We start from the raw sequence: 18,228 nt of genomic DNA on the forward strand, positions 1-18,228 counted from the left end.
AAGCTTGTAGTTTGTCAAGCCGACACGCAGGTGCAACAAAGTTCTTCGTGGGACAAGTGTTCCCAATGGGGCTGAAGGCAACTAGTGTCACTCCTGTGGCCCAGGAGGGCCAAGTGGATCGGGAGCTCTGGGGAAGGAGCTCGCGACCGGCGGAAGGAAGAACCCGATGCGGACGCCCCCGTCCGGCAGCCGGGTCGCAGGCACTGGGAAGACCGGAAGGGCGCTGCTCTCCGGGGTGCTCGCGATCTGCCTGACCGGAAGCATGGCCCTGACCATTGAGCCGGCTGACGCCGCGCCGACACCGCCGGTCATCCCGTCGCAGTCGCAGGTCGACGCGGCGAAGCAGGCCGCCGCCGCGAAGGCCGCCCAGGTCGCCGCGATCGAGCAGCAGCTGGCCGGCGCGAACGCCCGGCTCGAGCAGCTCGGCCGGGAGACCGGGATCGCGGCCGAGAAGTACAACGGCGCCGTCTACCGGCTGACCAAGGCGAAGGCCGAGGCGGCCGCCGCCGCGAGCCGGGCCGCCAAGGCCGCTCAGACGCTCGCGGACCAGCGCCGCCAGATCGGCCGCTTCGCGGCGGCGTCGTACCAGGGTGGTGGCGATCTCGCGCAGCTCGGACCGCTGCTGAGTGCCGACGGGCCGCAGCAGCTGCTCGACTCGGCCGGCGCGGCCCGGTCGGTGTCGCAGGCGATGCAGGGCTCGTACCTGCGCTTCACCGCGACGCAGGTGGTCAGCAACGCGTTCAAGGTGCAGGCCGACCAGGCCGTCACCAAGGTGCAGGCCGCGACCGACGAGGCGGCCAAGGCGAAGAAGGCGGCCGAGGCCGCCGAGGCGAACCAGGCGTCGGCCGTCGCGGCGATCGGCGTCCAGCGCACGCAGCAGATCACGCAGCTCGCGGCGTTGCGCAGTACGTCGTACCAGGTGGCCGACCAGCGGCAGCGGGGACTCGAGGAGCTTGCGCGCCAGCGAGCCGCCGCACTGGCCGCGAAGAAGGCGGAGGAGCTGCGCAAGCGGATCGCCGCCAAGGAGGCGGCCGAGCGGGCCCGGGCTGCGGCCGAGCAGGCCCGCAAGGATCGCGAGGAGCGGGAGGAAGCGGCCAAGCACGGAACGAAGCCGCCGAAGAAGAAGCCGAAGCCGAAGACCGACCGGCCCGGCGGCGACGGCGGCAGCAGTACTCCGAACCGCAAGGGCGCGGCGGCCGCGATCGCGTTCGCGCTGTCCCAGCTCGGCGAGCCCTACGTCTGGGCCGCCGCCGGTCCGGACTCGTGGGACTGCTCCGGCCTGACCATGAAGGCCTGGAAGAAGGCCGGCGTCTCGCTGCCGCACTACAGCGTCGCGCAGTACGAGCAGGTCCGGCACATCTCCGAGGACGAGCTGCGGCCGGGCGACCTGATCTTCTGGGCCGAGAACGCGAACGACCCGGGCACGATCTTCCACGTGGCGATGTACCTGGGCGGAGGCCGGATGGTGCACGCGCCCCGGACCGGCCGCCCGGTCACCATCGACAGCGTCTACTACTGGGAGGACCCGGACTTCTTCGGGCGCCCGTAGCCCCTGATCCGCTGCGGCGGCGCTTGTCCCGGCCGCCGCAGCCCACCCGTTAGCCCGCCCCTGACACCACAGCAGAACGGTGGTAGCTGATGAGTCCGACCCGCAACCGCACCCGTCTCGCCGCAGTGCTGACCCGTCGCCGCCCGGCGGCCCCCAAGCAGGAGGCCGCCAACTGCCCCGGCGGCGAGACCCGACCGGCGCCTGCTGTCGCTGAGCCGGTCGAGGTCAGCCGTCCGTCCTACTCGCTCATCGGCTGGTAGCCCAGCGGCCTGTGCTCTGCGGTTCGGTCTGAGCAGTCCTGGCGAGTGCTGGGTTGTTCGCGGCGCAGCGGGTGCCGTCGGCCGGCAGCGTCCCGTCGAGCAGGTAGTTGTCGGCAGCAGCTCGCGTGCAGGCCGTCCGGCTGTAGACGACGTGCCCAGCACCTTCGTACGTGACCAGTACGGCGCCCTTGCCCAGCTGACGCTTCACGTTGAGCGCCCAGGCGTAGCCGGTCGCCGGGTCGTGCACACCGTTCAGCATCAGGATCGTCGGAGCGCCCTTGACCTTCAGCCGGTGCTGCGGGTTGTTCACCTTGCCCGGTACGCCGATGCAGGCCGTCATCGAGGACAGCGCCAGCGTCGACGCCCGCATCCGCGGCGCGACCTTCAGGCTCGCCTTGTACATCGCGTCCAGCTCGCGGAACCCGCTGACCGGCACCGACCAGTCCTGGCAGAACTGCGGCCGCACGTCTTCCACCAGCTCCTCGTCCGCCTGCCGCTGCGTGCCGCGGCTCTTGGCCAGCTCCGACGCGGCGGAGCGGAACGTGGTGGCGGCCGGCTCACCGCTGTGCAGCGACGCGAGCAGTTGGCCGAGCTGCACCCAGCGCGGCCGGACGAAGTAGAACTGGGTCACGTCGAGCAGACCCCAGTTCGACAGCTTCGAGCCGTCCGCCGGGTCGACCAGCTCGCCGGCGTCGGCCTTGGCGAGCAGCTCGGCGTACACCTTCGGGACGTCCTGGCCGTTGAGCGCGCAGTTGGTGCTCTGGCCGCACCAGTCCACGAACTGCTGGAACGAGTCCTCGGCGAAGGCGCCCTCGCTGAGCAGGAACGGCCACTTGCCGAGGCTGTGGTCCATGTTGCCGTCGTTGACCATGCTGCGGATCCGCTGCGGGAACAGCTCGGCGTACATCTGGCCCATCAGGCTGCCGTAGGAGGCGCCGTACCAGTTGAGCTTGTCGGCGCCCAGGGCGGCGCGGACGGCGTCCAGGTCACGCGCGACGGACAGGGAGTCGACGTGGTCGTACAGCGGGCCGGTCTGCTTGCGGCAGTCGGCAGCGAGCTGCTTGTTGTACGCCGTGAGCGCGGTGTACTCGGCAGGTGTCCGGGGGAGCACGGTGAAGCCCGGCTGGTCGAGCGCTGTCGCCGAGCAGACCACCGGGTGGCTGCGGGCGACGCCGCGCGGGTCGACGCCGATGATGTCGAAGCTGCGCAGGATGGCCGGGCTGAACAGGGCGCCGGCGGAGAAGGAGTAGCTGACGCCGGAGCCGCCAGGGCCACCGGGGTTGATGAACAGCGGGCCCTTGGAGGAGGCCGGGTCGTCGGCGGGGCGCTTGGCCAGGGCCAGCTCGAAGGTGGGGCCGGTGGGCTTGGACCAGTCGACGGGGAGGGTGATGGTGCCGCAGGACATGGTCGGCATCTCGGCGCACGGGGTCCAGGTGATGGAGCGTGGTGCCGCGGCAGCTGTCTGAGTGACGAGTCCGGCGGCCAGCAGGAGCAGGGCAGAGACCGCGGCTGCCGGCCGAGTGAGGCGCTTCCAGGTCATGTGGGCGGTCCCTCCGTCGGAATGGTCCGTACGGAGGGCAACCTACCGAGGACGGCCGGTCACCCGGCAGTCCTTTGCAGCTAGCTGCAGGTCAGTGCTCTTCGGTCTTCAGGCGCTCGAAGGAGGCGGTGATCTCGGCCTCGGCGTCGGAGCGGCCGACCCAGGTGGCGCCCTCGACCGACTTGCCCGGCTCCAGGTCCTTGTAGACCTCGAAGAAGTGCTGGATCTCCAGCCGGTCGAACTCCGGCACGTGGTGGATGTCGCGCAGGTGCTCCTGGCGCGGGTCGCCGGCCGGGACGCAGAGGACCTTGTCGTCCGGTCCCTTCTCGTCGGTCATCCGGAACATGCCGATCGCCCGGGCGCGGATCAGGCAGCCCGGGAAGGTCGGCTCGGTCAGCAGCACCAGCGCGTCCAGCGGGTCGCCGTCCTGACCGAGGGTGTCCTCGATGAACCCGTAGTCGGAGGGGTACTGAGTGGCCGTGAACAGGGTGCGGTCGAGCCGCAGCCGGTTGGTCTTGTGGTCCAGCTCGTACTTGTTGCGGGTGCCCTTGGGGATCTCGATGAAGACGTCGAACTCCATACGGCAGATACTGTCACGGTTCGGACCGACCAAATGACAGGAGCAGGCTGGTGGCCCGTCCTCCCCGTGCGGTGTTCGTCACGCTGGCGGCCGGAGCCGCGCTCGCGGGACTGGTCGGCGCGGCCCAGGCGGTGCCCGCGTCGCCCCGGAATGTGACCAGTGGCACAGCTGGTACGGCGGCGCCCGTCGTACTGGCGGCGGCGAGAGCAGAGGGTGTCGCGCCCACCGCTGCCGGCGTGCAGAAGGCGCTGGCGGCCGCGCTGGCCGACCCCTCGCTCGGCAAGCACTACGGCGCGACGGTGTTCGACGCCTCCCGCAACAAGACCCTCTACTCGGTCGGTACGACGCGCCCGTACGTCCCGGCCTCGACGCTGAAGCTGCTGACCACGGTGTCGGCGCTGGAGACGCTCGGGCCGGACCACGAGTTCACGACCTCGACCGTGCTGAGCGGCAGCTCGCTGATCCTGGTCGGCGGCGGTGACCCGCTGCTGACGGTGAAGCGGTCCAAGGACCCGCTGGACTTCCCGGTCCGGGCCACGCTGCAGGACCTCGCCACCAGTACGGCGAAGGCGCTGCGCGTCCAGGGCGTCAGCACCGTCACCCTCTCGTACGACGCGTCGCTGTTCTCCGGTCCGGCGGCCAACGCCAAGTGGGAGGCCAACTACATCCCCGAGGGAATCGCCGCCCCGACGTCGGCGCTCTGGGTGAACGAGGGCCGGCTGAGCCCGGGCATGGCCAAGCGGGCTCCCTCACCGGCCGCCGCGGCCGCCACCTCCTTCGCGGCGCTGCTGCGGACCGCCGGCATCAAGCTGAACGCCGGTGTGAAGCCGCTGCAGGCGCCGGAGACGGCGAAGCCGATCGCCACGGTCAGGTCGGCGCCGGTCGGGGACATCGTCGAGTACGTGAACCTGCACAGCGACAACGACGGCGCCGAGGTCCTGCTGCGGCACGTCGGCCTGGCGACCGACAACGGCGGCTCGTACACCGGCGGGCTCAAGGGACTGCGGGCCACGCTGACCAAGCTCGGGCTGGACGTCAGCAAGGCGCGCATCGAGGACGGCAGCGGGTTGTCGCGGACCAACCAGGTTCCGCTCGACGTGCTGGCCGGTGCGGTCCGGGTGGCGGTCAGCAAGCCGGAGCTGCGACACCTGATCAGCGGGCTGCCCGTAGCCGGCTTCACCGGGTCGCTGGAGAAGCGGTTCGCCGGACCGGGGACGGCGGGCGGCACCGGGCTGGTGCGGGCCAAGACGGGCACGCTGACCGGTGTGCACTCGCTGGCTGGACTGGTGCGAACGCGGACGGGGTCGCTGCTGGTCTTCGCGGTGGCCACGGACGCCGTACCGGCTGACAAGCCGCTGGAGGCCAGGGCCGCGCTGGACAGAGCAGTTGCTGCTTTGGCCGGTTGTGGCTGTGCTGTCTGACAGGCGCTTGTTGGAACATGGGATTAGGGTCGGTGTATGACGGCTGAAGCGGCGGAGATGGTCGACTGGCAGCTGGCGACCGGAGTGGCCCGGAAGCTGCTGCGACCGGGTCCTGTGGTCAGCCGGGCGGAGGCGGACCAGGTGGTCGCCGAGCTGCGCCAGTTCGCCGCGGAGTCCGAGCACCACGTGCGGGAGTTCACCGGGCTGCAGGCGACCTCGGCCACCGCACCGGTGGTGGTCGTCGACCGGCCGGGCTGGGTGCAGGCCAACGCCGACGGCTTCCGGACCGTGCTGGCGCCGCTGGCCGACAAGCTGCGGGAGAAGCAGGAGAACACCGGCGGCCTGTCGTCCGCGGTCGGCTCCCGGGTCACCGCCATCGAGGCCGGTGCGCTGCTCGCCTTCCTGTCGTCGCGGGTGCTGGGCCAGTTCGACCCGTTCTACCCGGCCGAGCCGGACCCGGCGCGGCCCGGGCTGACCGGCCGGCTGCTGCTGGTCGCGCCCAACGTGATGCACGTGGAGAAGGAGCTCGGCGTCGTACCGCGGGACTTCCGCCTCTGGGTCTGCCTGCACGAGGAGACCCACCGGGTGCAGTTCACCGCCGTACCGTGGCTGCGGGACCACCTGCGCTCGGAGATCGCGCTGTTCCTGGACCAGGCCGAGCTGGACGCCTCGGCGTACGCGGCGATGTTCCGCGAGGCCGTGCAGCGGCTGGGCCGGTCGGTGAAGGGCGAGGCCGAGCTGAGCCTGGTCGACCTGATGCAGTCGCCGGAGCAGCGGGCCGTGCTGGACCGGCTGACCGCGGTGATGTCGCTGCTGGAGGGCCACGCGGACTTCGTGATGGACGGCGTCGGCCCGTCGGTGATCCCGACCGTCGAGACCATCCGCTCGAAGTTCAGCTCGCGGCGCGCGGGCGGGAACCCGGTGGACCAGCTGCTGAAGAAGCTGCTCGGCCTGGACGCCAAGCTGCGCCAGTACCAGGACGGCGCCGCCTTCGTCCGCCGCGTCGTCGACCGCGTCGGCATGGAGGGCCTGAACAAGGTCTGGACCGGCCCGAACACGCTCCCCACCAAGAACGAGATCGCCAACCCCGATGCCTGGGTCAGCCGACTCCACGGATGACCTGGTCGACAGCCGGCGCGGGAAACTGCACCCAGCTGTCGCCAGAGTCCGGGAAGCCGTCCGCACAGCTCTCGTGGACCTTCCTGCCGAGACAACTGTCCTGGTCGCTTGCTCCGGTGGGGCTGACTCGCTGGCGCTTGCAGCGGCTACCGCCTTCGAGGCACCCAAGCTGGGCCTGCGGGCGGGTGCGGTGATCGTCGACCACGGGCTGCAGGCTGACTCCGCTCACGTGGCAGCCGTGGCTGCCGACCAGTGCAGGGCTGTCGGCTTGGACCCGGTCGAGGTGCGCGCAGTGGAGGTCGGCACCGAAGGAGGGCCGGAGGGCGCGGCCCGCACGGCCCGGTACGACGCGCTGCGCGACGCCGCCGACGCGTTCGGCGCCGACGTCGTCCTGCTGGCGCACACCCGCGACGACCAGGCGGAGACCGTCCTGCTCGGGCTGGCGCGTGGCTCCGGCGCCCGCTCGCTCGCTGGGATGGCAGCGGTGGCCGGGCTGCTCAGGCGACCGTTGCTGGAGGTCCCACGCGCCTCCACGGCCGCCGCGTGCATCGCCTCCGGGCTGAAGCCGTGGCACGACCCGCACAACGACGACCCGCAGTACAGGAGAGTGCGGGTCCGCCACGAGGTGCTCCCGGTCATCGAGGAGGCCCTGGGCCCCGGCGTGACCGAGGCGCTGGCCCGGACCGCCGGGCTGCTCCGCGCGGACGCCGACGCGCTCGACGCGCTCGCCGCCGACCTGGCCGAGACCGCCGTACGGCGTACTGGGGAGGAGGTGGTCTGCGACATCGGCATGCTCGCCGCCGAGCCGCAGGCGATCCGCACCCGCGCCCTGCGCCAGGCCGCGCTCGAGGCCGGCTGCCACGCCACCGACCTGACCGCCGGCCACGTCGCGGCCGTCGACACCCTGATCACCGACTGGCGCGGGCAGCGCTGGATCGACCTGCCACAAGCCGTTCGCGCGGTCCGCCGAGGCGGATTCATCCATCTGGCCAGGGGTGTGTCAGGCTAATCCCGTGGACGCTTCGGACATCGAGAAGGACCTGACCGAGATCCTCCATACCGAGGAGGAGATCCTGGCCAAGCTCAAGGAGCTGGCGCTGCGGATCGAGGCGGACTACGAGGGCAAGGACCTGCTCGTGGTCGGTGTCCTCAAGGGTGCCGTGATGGTGATGGCCGACCTGGCCCGCTCGTTCAGCCGGCACGTCGAGATGGACTGGATGGCGGTCACGTCGTACGGCTCGGGGACGAAGTCGTCGGGCGTGGTCCGGATCCTCAAGGACCTGGACACCGACATCTCCAACCGGCACGTGCTGATCGTCGAGGACATCATCGACACCGGGCTGACGCTGACCTGGCTGGTCAGCAACCTGGAGTCCCGCAAGCCCGCCTCGGTCGAGATCTGCACCGCGTTCCGCAAACCGGACGCGGCCAAGATGGCGGTCCCGGTCAAGTACGTCGGTTTCGACATCCCCGACGAGTTCGTGGTCGGCTACGGCCTCGACTACGCGGAGAAGTACCGCAACCTGCGCTGCGTGGCCACGCTGGCGCCGCACGTCTACTCCTGAGCCCCCTCCGCCGGTGCCCGGCGGGCCCCTCCAGGCGGGACTTGGTGACAGCCTGTACAACGGACCGTACCGTCGTCAGGTGACCCTCGTGGTGTGTTGTCTTGTGCGACACGAGACACTTGGACTGGTGTTACCGTCGAAGGCCCCCATACCCGGGCCTGCTGAGCTAGGAGGGACGGGGCTCGAGCCTCGATCATGGACGTGAAGCGCATCTTCCGCGGACCCCTGTTCTGGATCGTCGTCGCCTTCCTGGGCGTGCTGGTGATCGGGCAGCTCCTGACCGGCTCGACCGGGTACAAGACCGAGCCCACCGGCCAGGTCGTGCAGCTGATCCAGCAGGCCACCACCTCGTCGGACAAGACGATCAAGTCGGTCACGCTGATCGATCCCGACCAGGAGATCCGGGTCGAGAAGACCGACGGCACCAAGGTGCGGGCGCACTGGGTCGACGGCCAGGCCAACACTCTCGGCACCTCGCTGCAGACGCTGTTCCAGCAGGGCAAGATCGAGCGGTACGACGTGGAGAACCCGAAGCCGAGCTTCATCGGCCAGGTCTTCTCGACGCTGATCCCGTTCCTGCTGATCGCGGTCGTGTTCATCTTCCTGATGAACTCGATGCAGGGCGGCGGCTCCCGGGTGATGAGCTTCGCCAAGTCGAAGGCCAAGCTGGTCACCAAGGACACCCCGAAGACCACCTTCGCGGACGTGGCCGGGGCCGACGAGGCGATCGAGGAGCTCGGCGAGATCAAGGAGTTCCTCCAGGAGCCGGGCAAGTTCCAGGCGGTCGGCGCCAAGATCCCGAAGGGCGTGCTGCTCTACGGCCAGCCCGGTACCGGTAAGACCCTGCTGGCCCGCGCGGTCGCCGGTGAGGCCGGCGTCCCGTTCTACTCGATCTCCGGCTCGGACTTCGTCGAGATGTTCGTCGGTGTCGGTGCCTCCCGGGTCCGCGACCTGTTCGAGCAGGCCAAGACCAACGCCCCGGCGATCATCTTCATCGACGAGATCGACGCCGTCGGCCGGCACCGTGGCGCGGGCCTCGGCGGTGGCCACGACGAGCGCGAGCAGACCCTGAACCAGCTGCTGGTCGAGATGGACGGCTTCGACGTCCGCGGCGGTGTGATCCTGATCGCCGCCACCAACCGGCCGGACGTGCTCGACCCGGCGCTGCTGCGCCCGGGCCGTTTCGACCGGCAGATCCCGGTCGACGCGCCGGACCTGCCGGGCCGCGACAAGATCCTGAAGGTGCACGCCCGCGGCAAGCCGATGGCCGAGGACGCGGACCTGACCGCGGTCGCCCGCCGGACGCCGGGCTTCACCGGTGCCGACCTGGCCAACGTGCTGAACGAGGCGGCCCTGCTGACCGCCCGGCTGAACAAGCAGCAGATCGACAAGAACGCGCTCGACGAGGCGATCGACCGCGTGATCGCCGGTCCGCAGCGCCGGACCCGGCTGATGTCGGACAAGGAGAAGGTGCTCACGGCGTACCACGAGGGCGGGCACGCCCTGGTCGCCGCCGCGCTGCCGCACTCCGACCCGGTGCACAAGGTGACGATCCTGCCGCGCGGCCGCGCGCTGGGCTACACGATGGTCCTGCCGGACGAGGACAAGTACTCCACCACCCGGTCGGAGATGCTCGACAAGCTGGCCTACATGCTCGGTGGCCGCGCCGCCGAGGAGATGGTCTTCCACGACCCGACCACCGGCGCCAGCAACGACATCGAGAAGGCGACCGGTCTGGCCCGCGCGATGGTCACGCAGTACGGCATGACCGAGCGGCTCGGCGCGATCAAGTTCGGTCAGGACAGCAGCGAGCCGTTCCTGGGCCGCGACCTGGGCAGCCAGCGCAACTACTCCGAGGAGATCGCCGCGGCGGTCGACGAGGAGGTCGGCAAGCTGATCCTGAACGCGCACCAGGAGGCCTTCGACATCCTGGTCGAGAACCGCGCGGTGCTCGACCACCTGGTCGAGGAGCTGCTGGAGAAGGAGACCCTGGACAAGGGCGAGATCGCCAAGATCTTCGCGCCGGTGCACAAGCGCGAGATGCGGCCGGCCTGGACCGGGTCCTCGACCCGGGTGCCGTCCGAGCAGCCGCCGGTGATGCCGCTCCCGTCGCGCGCCGAGCAGAACGGCTCGCTCCAGGACGTCATCCCGGGCGGGTCGGTCGGCCCCGACGAGGCCGCCCACGGCCCGAACTACGGCAGCGGCCCGACGCCTCCGGCTGAATGACCCACCTGCCTGCGGTGCTCCCGACGCCGGCGAGGTCCTCGTGACCTCGCCGGCGTTCGACCATGAGCGGGCCGAGCGCGCCGTCCGCGAACTGCTGATCGCGATCGGCGAGGACCCGGACCGCGAGGGCCTCAAGGAGACCCCGGCCCGCGTCGCCCGCTCGTACGCCGAGATCACCGCCGGCCTCGGCCTGACCGCCTCCGACGTCCTGACCACCACCTTCGACCTCGGCCACGACGAGATGATCCTGGTCAAGGACATCGAGGTCTGGTCCCTGTGTGAGCATCATCTGGTGCCCTTCACCGGGGTCGCGCACGTCGGGTACATCCCCGGGCCGGACGGCCGGATCACCGGGCTGTCCAAGCTGGCCCGGCTGGTCGACGTCTACGCGAAGCGTCCACAGGTCCAGGAGCGGCTGACCACGCAGGTCGCCGAGTCGCTGGTCGAGATCCTCAAGCCGCGCGGCGTGATCGTCGTGATCGAGTGCGAGCACCTGTGCATGACGATGCGCGGCGTCCGCAAACCGGGCGCCAAGACCATCACCTCCGCGGTCCGCGGCCAGCTCCGCAACCCCTCCACCCGCGCCGAGGCGATGAGCCTGATCGTCGGCTGACCTCGGAACATAGTGGTACCATTTCTGGTACCACTATCTCTGGGAGGTTCGGTATGGCGATCACAGCCTCGGCTGCTCGGCGCGACCTCTTTCCGCTCATCGAGCAGGTGAACGAGGATCACACGCCGGTGGAGATCACCTCCAAGGCCGGAGACGCCGTCCTGCTGTCGATGGACGACTACCGGGCACTTGAGGAGACCGCTCATCTCCTCCGCGTGCCGGCCAACGCCCGCAGGCTGCTGGAGAGCCTCGCGCAGGCTCAGCGCGGCGAGCGGGAAGAGCACGACCTGACGTGAGGCTCGTTTTCACCTCGCACGGCTGGGAGGACTACACCTACTGGCAGCAGGCAGATCGGCAGCAGGTCAAGCGAATCAACAAGTTGATCGAGGATGCACTTCGCGACCCCCAGAGCGGCATCGGGAAGCCGGAGCCGTTGAAGCACATGCTGCAGGGGGCGTGGTCTCGCCGTATCGACTCCGAGCACCGCTTGGTGTACCTGGTCGACGGTGACGACCTGGTGATTCTTCAGGCCCGGTTCCACTACGGGAAGTAGGAGTACTCGAGCGGGCTCCACGGCTGATGCCGGAGCCCGCCTCGGTTGTCGGGACTTGGCCATAGCCCCGGCGGCTGCGAATCGTTGAGAACTCAGAGGCTGCTGACCATGGACTTTCCGTGGTTGAGCGTTTACGTTCCGTAGTGGCGCCCGACTCGGGGCGGCCTTGTGAGGAGGAACGTATGGCTGGGCGTGGCCGGATCGGTGCCGCGGTGGCTGGGATCGTCGCGTTGACCGCGGCGGGACTGGTAGCGGCGAACGGTGCGCAGGCGGAATCCCGCGCTGGACAGGCGGGAGCGGGTGGCACGGTCGAGGCGCAGGACGCCGACGTGCTGCAGCGGCAGGGGATCCTGAAGGCCGCTGAGCTGGACACCAAGCTCGGCTCCCGGATCGTCGGCAGCTACCTGGACGACAGTGGTGAGCTGGTGGTCGCCGTCGCTGACGAGGCGACCGCGGAGCTGGTCCGCGCGGCCGGGGCGGTGCCGCGGCTGGTTCGCTTCACCGCGGCCCAACTGCAGTCGGTGCAGCGCGACCTGGACAGGCTCGCCACCGGCTCCACGGCCGGCCAGGTGAAGTCCTGGTACGTCGACCCGATCAGCGGCACCGTCGTGGTCACCGTGCCCGACGGCGCCGACGACCTGCGGACCCAGCGCTTCCTGCGCCGGGCCGCCGCCAAGGGCGACCGGGTCACGATCCGCACCTCGCCGGGCACCATCCGCCCGACGGCCGACGACTTCGGCCTGCGCGGCGGCGTACAGGTCGACAAGAACACCGGCTACACCTGCTCTCTGGGCTTCAACGCCCGGACCGACGACGGCAGCCGGATCTTCCTGACCGCCGGGCACTGTACGGCGGGCAAGCCGTCGTTCTCCCGCAACGGGTACGTGCTCGGCGAGACCCGCAGCTCCAGCTACCCCGGCAACGACTTCGGCACCGTCAAGGTGATCGACGGCTGGGACCTGCGCGGCGAGGTCGAGCGCTGGAACGACGGCGACATCCGGCTCCAGGGCACCGCGGGCGTCACCGTCGGCGCCTCGGTCTGCAAGTCCGGCAAGTCCACCCGCTGGTCCTGCGGCCGGGTGGTCGCCAAGAACGTGACCGTGAACTACGGCGAGAACCAGATCGTCAAGGGCCTGTACCAGCACACGGCCTGCGTCCAGACCGGCGACTCCGGCGGCCCCAACATCACCGGCAGCTACGCGCTCGGCATCACCAGCGGCGCGGCGCTGCTCAGCGGCGAGTGCCTGCAGAAGCGTGGCCGCACCAACGAGTCCTACTCACAACCGATCGGTGAGGCGTTGTCCGCTAGTAACGCCTCATTGGTACTGGGTTAGCGACCCCCGGCAGGCGCTCGGGAGTTGATGGGGGCCTGGTACCTAGGTGGGGCAGTTCGGCCGGGACCACTACGGTGGTCCAGTGCGAACTGCCCCACCGAGTCACGTTCAGGGACTGCCCACACCGGACCGCGCGCTGGTGATGGGTGTCGTCAACGTGACCCCGGACTCGTTCTCCGACGGCGGGGAGTGGTTCGAGCCCGCCGCCGCGATCAAGCACGGACGCGAGCTGATGGCCGAGGGCGCCGACCTGCTGGACGTCGGCGGTGAGTCGACCCGCCCGGGCGCGGTCCGGCCCGAGCCGGCCGAGGAGATCCGCCGGGTGCTGCCGGTGATCGAGGCGCTGGCCGCCGACGGCGCGCTGATCTCGATCGACACCATGCGCGCCGACGTCGCCGTACTGGCCCTCGACGCCGGCGCCGTGATGGTCAACGACGTCTCCGGCGGCCTGGCCGACCCGGACATGCTCCCGCTGGTCGCCGACCGCGGTACGCCGTACGTCTGCATGCACTGGCGCGGGCACTCCGCCGACATGCAGGACCGGGCCCGGTACGACGACGTCGTCGCCGAGGTGATCGCCGAGCTCGCGGTCCGGCTGGAGGCGATCGCGGCCGCCGGGATCGACCTGGCCAAGGTCGCGCTCGACCCCGGACTGGGGTTCGCGAAGAACGCGGACCACAACTGGGAGGTGCTGCGGCGGCTGCGCGAGTTCGGCGTACTGGAGCGGCCGCTGCTGATCGGTGCGTCCCGCAAGGCGTTCCTCGGTAGGCTGCTCGCCGACGAGCACACCGGCGAGCCCAGGCCCGCCGTACGACGAGACGACGCGAGCGCTGCTGTTTCCGCCCTGGCCGCCGCGAATGGGGCCTGGTGCGTCCGGGCACATTCGGTGGCACCGAGCGCGGACGCGGTCCGGGTGGCGAGCAGGTGGGGAGCTGTATGACCGAGGAACAGCCGAACCAGGAGCAGCAGCCGGCCGCGGCGTCCGGTACGCCGGAGCGCGGCACCGGTCCGCGGGGCCCGTCGCCCGAGGCCGGCGTACTGACCGCGAACACGGCGTTCTACAACGCGTTCGAGGCCGGTGACCTGGACCTGATGGCCGCGGTCTGGCTGCCCGAGCCGGACCCGGTCTGCATCCACCCCGGCAACGCGGCGATCTCCGGGTACTCCGAGATGATGCGGGCCTGGGCGATGATCTTCGCCAACACGCCGTACATCCAGTTCTTCCTGACCGACGTTCAGGCCCGCGTCGACGGCGACGTGGCGTACGTCACGTGCACCGAGAACGTGCTGTCGTCCGGCGAGGGCGCGCCCGAGGAGGGCTTCGCGGGCGGTAAGGCGCTGGCCACCAACGTGTTCCGCAGGACGTCGTCCGGCTGGCGGTTGTGGATCCACCACGCCTCCCCGGTACTGTCGTCTGGGGGTCCATCGGAGGAGGCGCAATGAGCGGTCCCGCGGTTCCCCCTGACGTGATCGAGATCCGCGGCATCCGGGGCTACGGCCGGCACGGCGTGTTCGACCACGAGCGCGCCGACGGGCAGGAGTTCGTCGTCGACGTCCGGCTCGAGCTGGACACCCGCAAGGCCGCCGCCACCGACGACCTGGCCGACACCGTGAACTACGGCGTGGTCGCCGAGCAGGTGCACGCGGCGATCGAGAACGACCCGGTCGACCTGATCGAGACCCTGGCCCAGCGGATCGCGACGATCTGCCTGGCCGACCCGCGCGTCACCGCGACGGCGGTGACCATCCACAAACCTTCGGCGCCGATCACCGTGCCGTTCGACGATGTTGTCCTGACCGTGCAGCGCACAAACGGAGAGACCCCGTGACCGAGACCCCTAGTCCCCACGTCATCGACGCGGACACCCTCAGCGGCGGCCTGAAGCCGATCCGCCAGGTGATCCTGTCGCTCGGCAGCAACCTCGGCGACCGGGAGGCGAACCTCCAGGGCGCCGTCGACGCGCTCCGCGACACCCCTGACGTCGTGGTCGTCGACGTCTCGCCGGTCTACGAGACCGAGCCGATCGGCGGCCCCGACGAGTCCGGCCCGTACCTGAACATCGTGCTGCTGGCCGACACCACGCTGGCCGTCGAGACGCTGCTGGACCGCGCACACGCGGTCGAGCAGGCCTTCGGCCGGGAGCGCAGCGTGCCGGGCGCGCCGCGGACGCTGGACGTCGACCTGATCACGTACGGCAAGAAGACGATCGAGTCCGAGGAGCTCACGGTCCCGCACCCGCGGGCGCACGAGCGCGCGTTCGTGCTGGCGCCGTGGCTGGACATCGAGCCGGACGCCGAGCTGCCGGGCCTCGGCCCGGTCGCCGACCTGCTCGCGAAGGTCGGCACGGCGGGGGTCACCAAGCTCGACGACCCGACCATCGAGTTGCAGTAGTGGTGTCTGGCAGTCCTGGGCCGGGCCGCGCGCCCGGCCAGCAGCCGCCGCGGCCGGGCTCGGTCCGGCCGACGTCGCGCCGCCTGCTGATCGCGATCGCCGTCCTCGGGGCGGCGATCGGGGTCACCATGGTCAAGGCGATCGAGTCCGGCGGCGGCGTCGCGCCCACGGTGTCCTGGCTGACGCTGGTCGCCTGGTCGTTCCTGGCCGCGCTGCTGTTCGTTGCCGCGCGCAACACCAACCAGCGGGTCCAGGTCCGCCGCGAACGGATCGAGCCGTCGCGCGCGGTGTTCCTGCTGATGATCGGAAAAGCCAGCGCGTTCGTCGGCGCGTTGTGCACCGGTGTTTACGCAGGGTTCGCGTTATCCTTCCTGAACGCGGTGGGCTCCAGCGGGCCGCGGAACCGGGTGATCACAGCGGGTGTCGCCGCCGTGATCTCAGTGCTGGTCGTCACGGCCGGATTGTTGCTCGAACGTGCGTGTCGTATTCCCGAAGACCCCGACGAGACCCCCTAACATGTCGGTCCATGGGGTCAAGGGGTAGCCGCCGTCGAACCAGGACCACAGTTCTCACCGCCGCCAACAGTCTGCTGATCGTCGTCTGCCTGGCCGTCAGCATCGCGCTGTTCGCCCAGAACGCGTGGATCCTGCGCGCCGCCGCGGTCGCCGCCGTCCTGGTCGCGATCGGTGCCTCGCTGCTGATCCGCCACCAGCTGCTGGTCGAGCGCCTCGCGCACAGCGACGAACGCGCCCAGGTCGCGCAGGAGTACTCCCGCATCACCAGCGCCCGCGTCGTCGAGAACGCCGAGTTCGTCGACCTGATGCAGCGCCGCCTGGACAAGATCGACCAGCGCCTCGACAAGATCGACGAGGAGGTCGCCACGGTCGTCGCCGCCGGCGACAAGCACTCCCAGGCCGATGCGCCGACGGTCGTCGACCTCAAGCTCCGCGGCCTCGCTGCTTCCTGAGCTGCGCTGGCAGGTCTCGCCTCGCGGCGGGCCGGCCGTACGCCGTACCCGGTGCTCTTGAGCGGACCGCAGCTCGGTTAGGTTGCTGGTACTGACCTAGCTGAGGAGATGCGTGTGAGCGACCTGCCCCGTTTGCTGGAGATTGCTGAAGGGGCGGTGGCGGTTGCTGCTGACCTGGTGGAGTCGCGGGAGCCGGGGGCGTTGCACTCCAAGGGGGACCGGGACATGGCCTCCGACACCGACATCGCGGTGGAGCAGGCGGTGCGGGAGCACCTGGCCAAGGTGACGCCGGAGATCGCGTTCCTCGGCGAGGAGGAGGGCGCGTTCCCGGGCGAAGGCGAGCTGTCGTGGGTGCTCGACCCGATCGACGGCACGGTCAACTACGTGCACGGCGTCCCGCTGTGGGGGATCTCCCTCGGCCTCGTCTCCGGCAAGCGGCAGTTGGTCGGCGTACTGGACTTCCCGATGCTCGGCACCCGGTACCTGGCCGCCGACGGTTTGGGGGCCTCGCGCAACGGAGAACCGATCAAGGCCAGCCGTACGACGGTGCTGTCCGAGGCGCTCGTGATGGCCGGCGACTTCGCGGTCGACGAGCAGGCCGTCGAGAAGAACCGCCCGCGGTTCGCCCTGATCGACCTGCTCGTCCCGCGCGTCCAGCGGATCCGGATGCTCGGCACCGCCGCCCTGCACATGGCGCTGGTGGCCGACGGCAGCCTCGACGCGGCGATCATGTTCAGCAACAAGCCCTGGGACACCAGCGCCGGCGCCGTGATCGCCCGCGAGGCCGGCGCGATCGTCGTCGACGTCGACGGCTCCCCGCACGACCTCACCTCGGGCGCGACCATCGCCCTGTCGCCGGGGATCGCCGACGAGATCCTCCCGCTGATCCAGCAGGCCGTCCGCACCTGACTAGACCAGCGTCCGCCAGTACGGCCAGAACTGCTCGGTGATCAACGCCAGTACGCCGACCGCCCACAGCGTCAGCACAACGCCGTGGAACCGGACGGCGACGCGCACCGGGAAGTTGCGCAGTACGACGTACCAGCAGATCGGGACGGTCACCACCCAGACGACCATGCAGTACGGGCAGAGCGCCCCGATCCGGTACAGGCTCTGGAACATCAGCCAGTGCACGAACACCACGCCGAGCATCGCGCCGGCCTGCAGCCCGAGCCAGTACCAGCGGCGCAGTGTCGCGCCGGCGAGCAGCGCCGCGCCGGTCGCCGCGACGACCGCGAATCCGGCGATCCCGAGCAGCGAGTTCGGGAACCCGAACACCTCGGCCTGTGGCTCGGTCATCACCGAGCCGCAGGACAGCACCGGATTGATGCTGCACGAGGGCACGTAGCCCGGGTCGCGCAGCATCGCGATCTTCTCCACGGTCAGCACCGAGGACGCGATCAGCCCGGTCAGCCCGCCTAGCAGCAGCAGCCAGGGCAGGAGCCGCGGGAAGCTATCGGAGCGCGGCATCGATGCTCGCCTTGAGATCCGCGGCGGACTCCGGCTCGAGCTTCGTGCCGTTCAGGAAGAACGTCGGCGTCCCGACGACGCCGAGCGCCTCGCCGTCGGCGACGTCCTTCTTGATCCGCTCGAGCGTCGCCTGATCGCCGTAGACCTGGTCGTACTTCGCCAGATCGAGCCCGAGCTCCTGCGCGAACCCGCGGAACCGCGCGTCGGCCGGGACCCGCTGCTCGCCCCACTCGGCCTGGGTCTCGTACATCTTCTGGTACATCTGCTCGAACTTCCCCTGCTGCGCCGCCGCTTCGACGGCTCTTGCCGCCCGCTCGGCGTTGAAGTGCGAGGGGATCGGGAAGTACCGCACGACGAAGGTGACCTTCCCGGCGTACTGCTTCCGCAGCTCCTCGACGACCGGAAAGGCAGCCCGGCAGGATTCGCACTCGAAGTCGAGAAATTCGACGAAGGTGACTTTGTCGTCAGGCGCTGGTGTACCGAGCTTGTGGCTGTCCGGGCGTACGACGCGTTCGTGGCGGTCGACGTTCGCTGTTGTTTCCTCACCTCGCGCGCCGATCTCCAGCACAATGCCGACGACGATTGCGAATGCCGCTGCAATGCCAAGGGAAATTCTCGTGTTGATGCTCATGGTGGTGT

At 70.1% G+C, this 18,228-nt stretch carries 22 protein-coding genes; 18 read left to right on the forward strand and 4 right to left on the reverse strand.

Features of this window, described 5'->3' with window-relative positions:
- Positions 1 to 166 precede the first annotated feature (166 nt).
- The gene (locus AB0M01_RS21080) at positions 167 to 1,549 is read left to right on the forward strand and encodes a C40 family peptidase (RefSeq protein WP_363671901.1); all 1,383 of its coding nucleotides are present in this window, start codon (positions 167 to 169) and stop codon (positions 1,547 to 1,549) included.
- A gap of 89 nt (positions 1,550 to 1,638) precedes the next feature.
- Positions 1,639 to 1,809, forward strand: a complete 171-nt coding sequence (locus AB0M01_RS21085) for a hypothetical protein (protein ID WP_363671903.1) — start codon at positions 1,639 to 1,641, stop codon at positions 1,807 to 1,809.
- Here the strand turns inward: AB0M01_RS21085 and AB0M01_RS21090 are convergent.
- Both AB0M01_RS21090 and AB0M01_RS21095 read right to left on the reverse strand, forming a co-directional pair.
- The gene (locus tag AB0M01_RS21090) at positions 1,796 to 3,349 is read right to left on the reverse strand and encodes an alpha/beta hydrolase (RefSeq protein ID WP_363671905.1); all 1,554 of its coding nucleotides are present in this window, start codon (positions 3,347 to 3,349) and stop codon (positions 1,796 to 1,798) included. The two genes, AB0M01_RS21085 and AB0M01_RS21090, sit on opposite strands and share 14 nt — an antisense overlap.
- A 91-nt stretch (positions 3,350 to 3,440) precedes the next feature.
- Complete coding sequence (locus tag AB0M01_RS21095; protein ID WP_363671907.1) at positions 3,441 to 3,929, reverse strand: inorganic diphosphatase; 489 nt, start codon at positions 3,927 to 3,929, stop codon at positions 3,441 to 3,443.
- Positions 3,930 to 3,979: 50 nt separating this feature from the next.
- On the opposite strand from AB0M01_RS21095, the gene dacB reads away from it, so the two are divergent.
- From dacB to AB0M01_RS21175, 16 genes are all read left to right on the forward strand, one after another.
- Positions 3,980 to 5,350: a D-alanyl-D-alanine carboxypeptidase/D-alanyl-D-alanine-endopeptidase gene (gene dacB, locus AB0M01_RS21100; protein ID WP_363671909.1), complete on the forward strand. Its 1,371-nt coding sequence runs from the start codon at positions 3,980 to 3,982 to the stop codon at positions 5,348 to 5,350.
- Between the two features lie 36 nt (positions 5,351 to 5,386).
- The gene (locus tag AB0M01_RS21105; protein ID WP_363671911.1) at positions 5,387 to 6,469 is read left to right on the forward strand and encodes a zinc-dependent metalloprotease; all 1,083 of its coding nucleotides are present in this window, start codon (positions 5,387 to 5,389) and stop codon (positions 6,467 to 6,469) included.
- Positions 6,470 to 6,542: 73 nt separating this feature from the next.
- Positions 6,543 to 7,478, forward strand: a complete 936-nt coding sequence (gene tilS / locus AB0M01_RS21110) for a tRNA lysidine(34) synthetase TilS (protein WP_363671913.1) — start codon at positions 6,543 to 6,545, stop codon at positions 7,476 to 7,478.
- Between the two features lie 4 nt (positions 7,479 to 7,482).
- On the forward strand, positions 7,483 to 8,034 hold the full coding sequence (gene hpt / locus AB0M01_RS21115) for a hypoxanthine phosphoribosyltransferase (RefSeq protein ID WP_363671916.1): 552 nt from the start codon (positions 7,483 to 7,485) through the stop codon (positions 8,032 to 8,034).
- A 195-nt stretch (positions 8,035 to 8,229) separates the two neighbouring features.
- Complete coding sequence (ftsH, locus tag AB0M01_RS21120) at positions 8,230 to 10,260, forward strand: ATP-dependent zinc metalloprotease FtsH (protein WP_363671918.1); 2,031 nt, start codon at positions 8,230 to 8,232, stop codon at positions 10,258 to 10,260.
- A gap of 40 nt (positions 10,261 to 10,300) precedes the next feature.
- Positions 10,301 to 10,873, forward strand: coding sequence for a GTP cyclohydrolase I FolE (gene folE, locus AB0M01_RS21125; protein ID WP_363671920.1), 573 nt, complete (start codon positions 10,301 to 10,303; stop codon positions 10,871 to 10,873).
- 53 nt (positions 10,874 to 10,926) lie between these two features.
- Positions 10,927 to 11,169: a type II toxin-antitoxin system prevent-host-death family antitoxin gene (locus tag AB0M01_RS21130; RefSeq protein ID WP_363671922.1), complete on the forward strand. Its 243-nt coding sequence runs from the start codon at positions 10,927 to 10,929 to the stop codon at positions 11,167 to 11,169.
- A complete protein-coding gene (locus AB0M01_RS21135; RefSeq protein ID WP_363671924.1) occupies positions 11,166 to 11,426 on the forward strand; it encodes a Txe/YoeB family addiction module toxin in 261 nt (86 codons plus the stop codon). Before AB0M01_RS21130 ends, AB0M01_RS21135 begins: the two co-directional genes overlap by 4 nt.
- Before the next feature lie 182 nt (positions 11,427 to 11,608).
- The gene (locus AB0M01_RS21140) at positions 11,609 to 12,760 is read left to right on the forward strand and encodes a S1 family peptidase (protein ID WP_363671926.1); all 1,152 of its coding nucleotides are present in this window, start codon (positions 11,609 to 11,611) and stop codon (positions 12,758 to 12,760) included.
- 142 nt (positions 12,761 to 12,902) lie between these two features.
- Complete coding sequence (gene folP / locus AB0M01_RS21145) at positions 12,903 to 13,700, forward strand: dihydropteroate synthase (protein ID WP_363672536.1); 798 nt, start codon at positions 12,903 to 12,905, stop codon at positions 13,698 to 13,700.
- Complete coding sequence (locus AB0M01_RS21150) at positions 13,697 to 14,203, forward strand: nuclear transport factor 2 family protein (protein ID WP_363671928.1); 507 nt, start codon at positions 13,697 to 13,699, stop codon at positions 14,201 to 14,203. Before folP ends, AB0M01_RS21150 begins: the two co-directional genes overlap by 4 nt.
- On the forward strand, positions 14,200 to 14,589 hold the full coding sequence (gene folB / locus AB0M01_RS21155) for a dihydroneopterin aldolase (RefSeq protein WP_363671930.1): 390 nt from the start codon (positions 14,200 to 14,202) through the stop codon (positions 14,587 to 14,589). Before AB0M01_RS21150 ends, folB begins: the two co-directional genes overlap by 4 nt.
- Positions 14,586 to 15,152 (forward strand): 2-amino-4-hydroxy-6-hydroxymethyldihydropteridine diphosphokinase, encoded by a 567-nt coding sequence (folK, locus tag AB0M01_RS21160; protein ID WP_363671932.1) that lies wholly within the window; start codon positions 14,586 to 14,588, stop codon positions 15,150 to 15,152. The genes folB and folK overlap by 4 nt, the downstream gene beginning before the upstream one ends.
- Before the next feature lie 2 nt (positions 15,153 to 15,154).
- The gene (locus AB0M01_RS21165) at positions 15,155 to 15,667 is read left to right on the forward strand and encodes a DUF3180 domain-containing protein (protein WP_363671934.1); all 513 of its coding nucleotides are present in this window, start codon (positions 15,155 to 15,157) and stop codon (positions 15,665 to 15,667) included.
- A gap of 11 nt (positions 15,668 to 15,678) precedes the next feature.
- A complete protein-coding gene (locus AB0M01_RS21170) occupies positions 15,679 to 16,119 on the forward strand; it encodes a hypothetical protein (protein ID WP_184799463.1) in 441 nt (146 codons plus the stop codon).
- A 114-nt stretch (positions 16,120 to 16,233) separates the two neighbouring features.
- On the forward strand, positions 16,234 to 17,028 hold the full coding sequence (locus AB0M01_RS21175; protein WP_363671937.1) for an inositol monophosphatase family protein: 795 nt from the start codon (positions 16,234 to 16,236) through the stop codon (positions 17,026 to 17,028).
- On the opposite strand, the gene AB0M01_RS21180 is transcribed toward AB0M01_RS21175, so the two are convergent.
- Together AB0M01_RS21180 and AB0M01_RS21185 are read right to left on the reverse strand one after the other, a co-directional pair.
- Positions 17,029 to 17,589, reverse strand: a complete 561-nt coding sequence (locus AB0M01_RS21180) for a vitamin K epoxide reductase family protein (RefSeq protein WP_363671939.1) — start codon at positions 17,587 to 17,589, stop codon at positions 17,029 to 17,031.
- A complete protein-coding gene (locus tag AB0M01_RS21185) occupies positions 17,573 to 18,220 on the reverse strand; it encodes a thioredoxin domain-containing protein (RefSeq protein ID WP_363671941.1) in 648 nt (215 codons plus the stop codon). Before AB0M01_RS21185 ends, AB0M01_RS21180 begins: the two co-directional genes overlap by 17 nt.
- Positions 18,221 to 18,228 lie beyond the last annotated feature (8 nt).

The organism is Kribbella sp. NPDC051770 (assembly GCF_040681455.1).
Taxonomy (GTDB): domain Bacteria; phylum Actinomycetota; class Actinomycetes; order Propionibacteriales; family Kribbellaceae; genus Kribbella.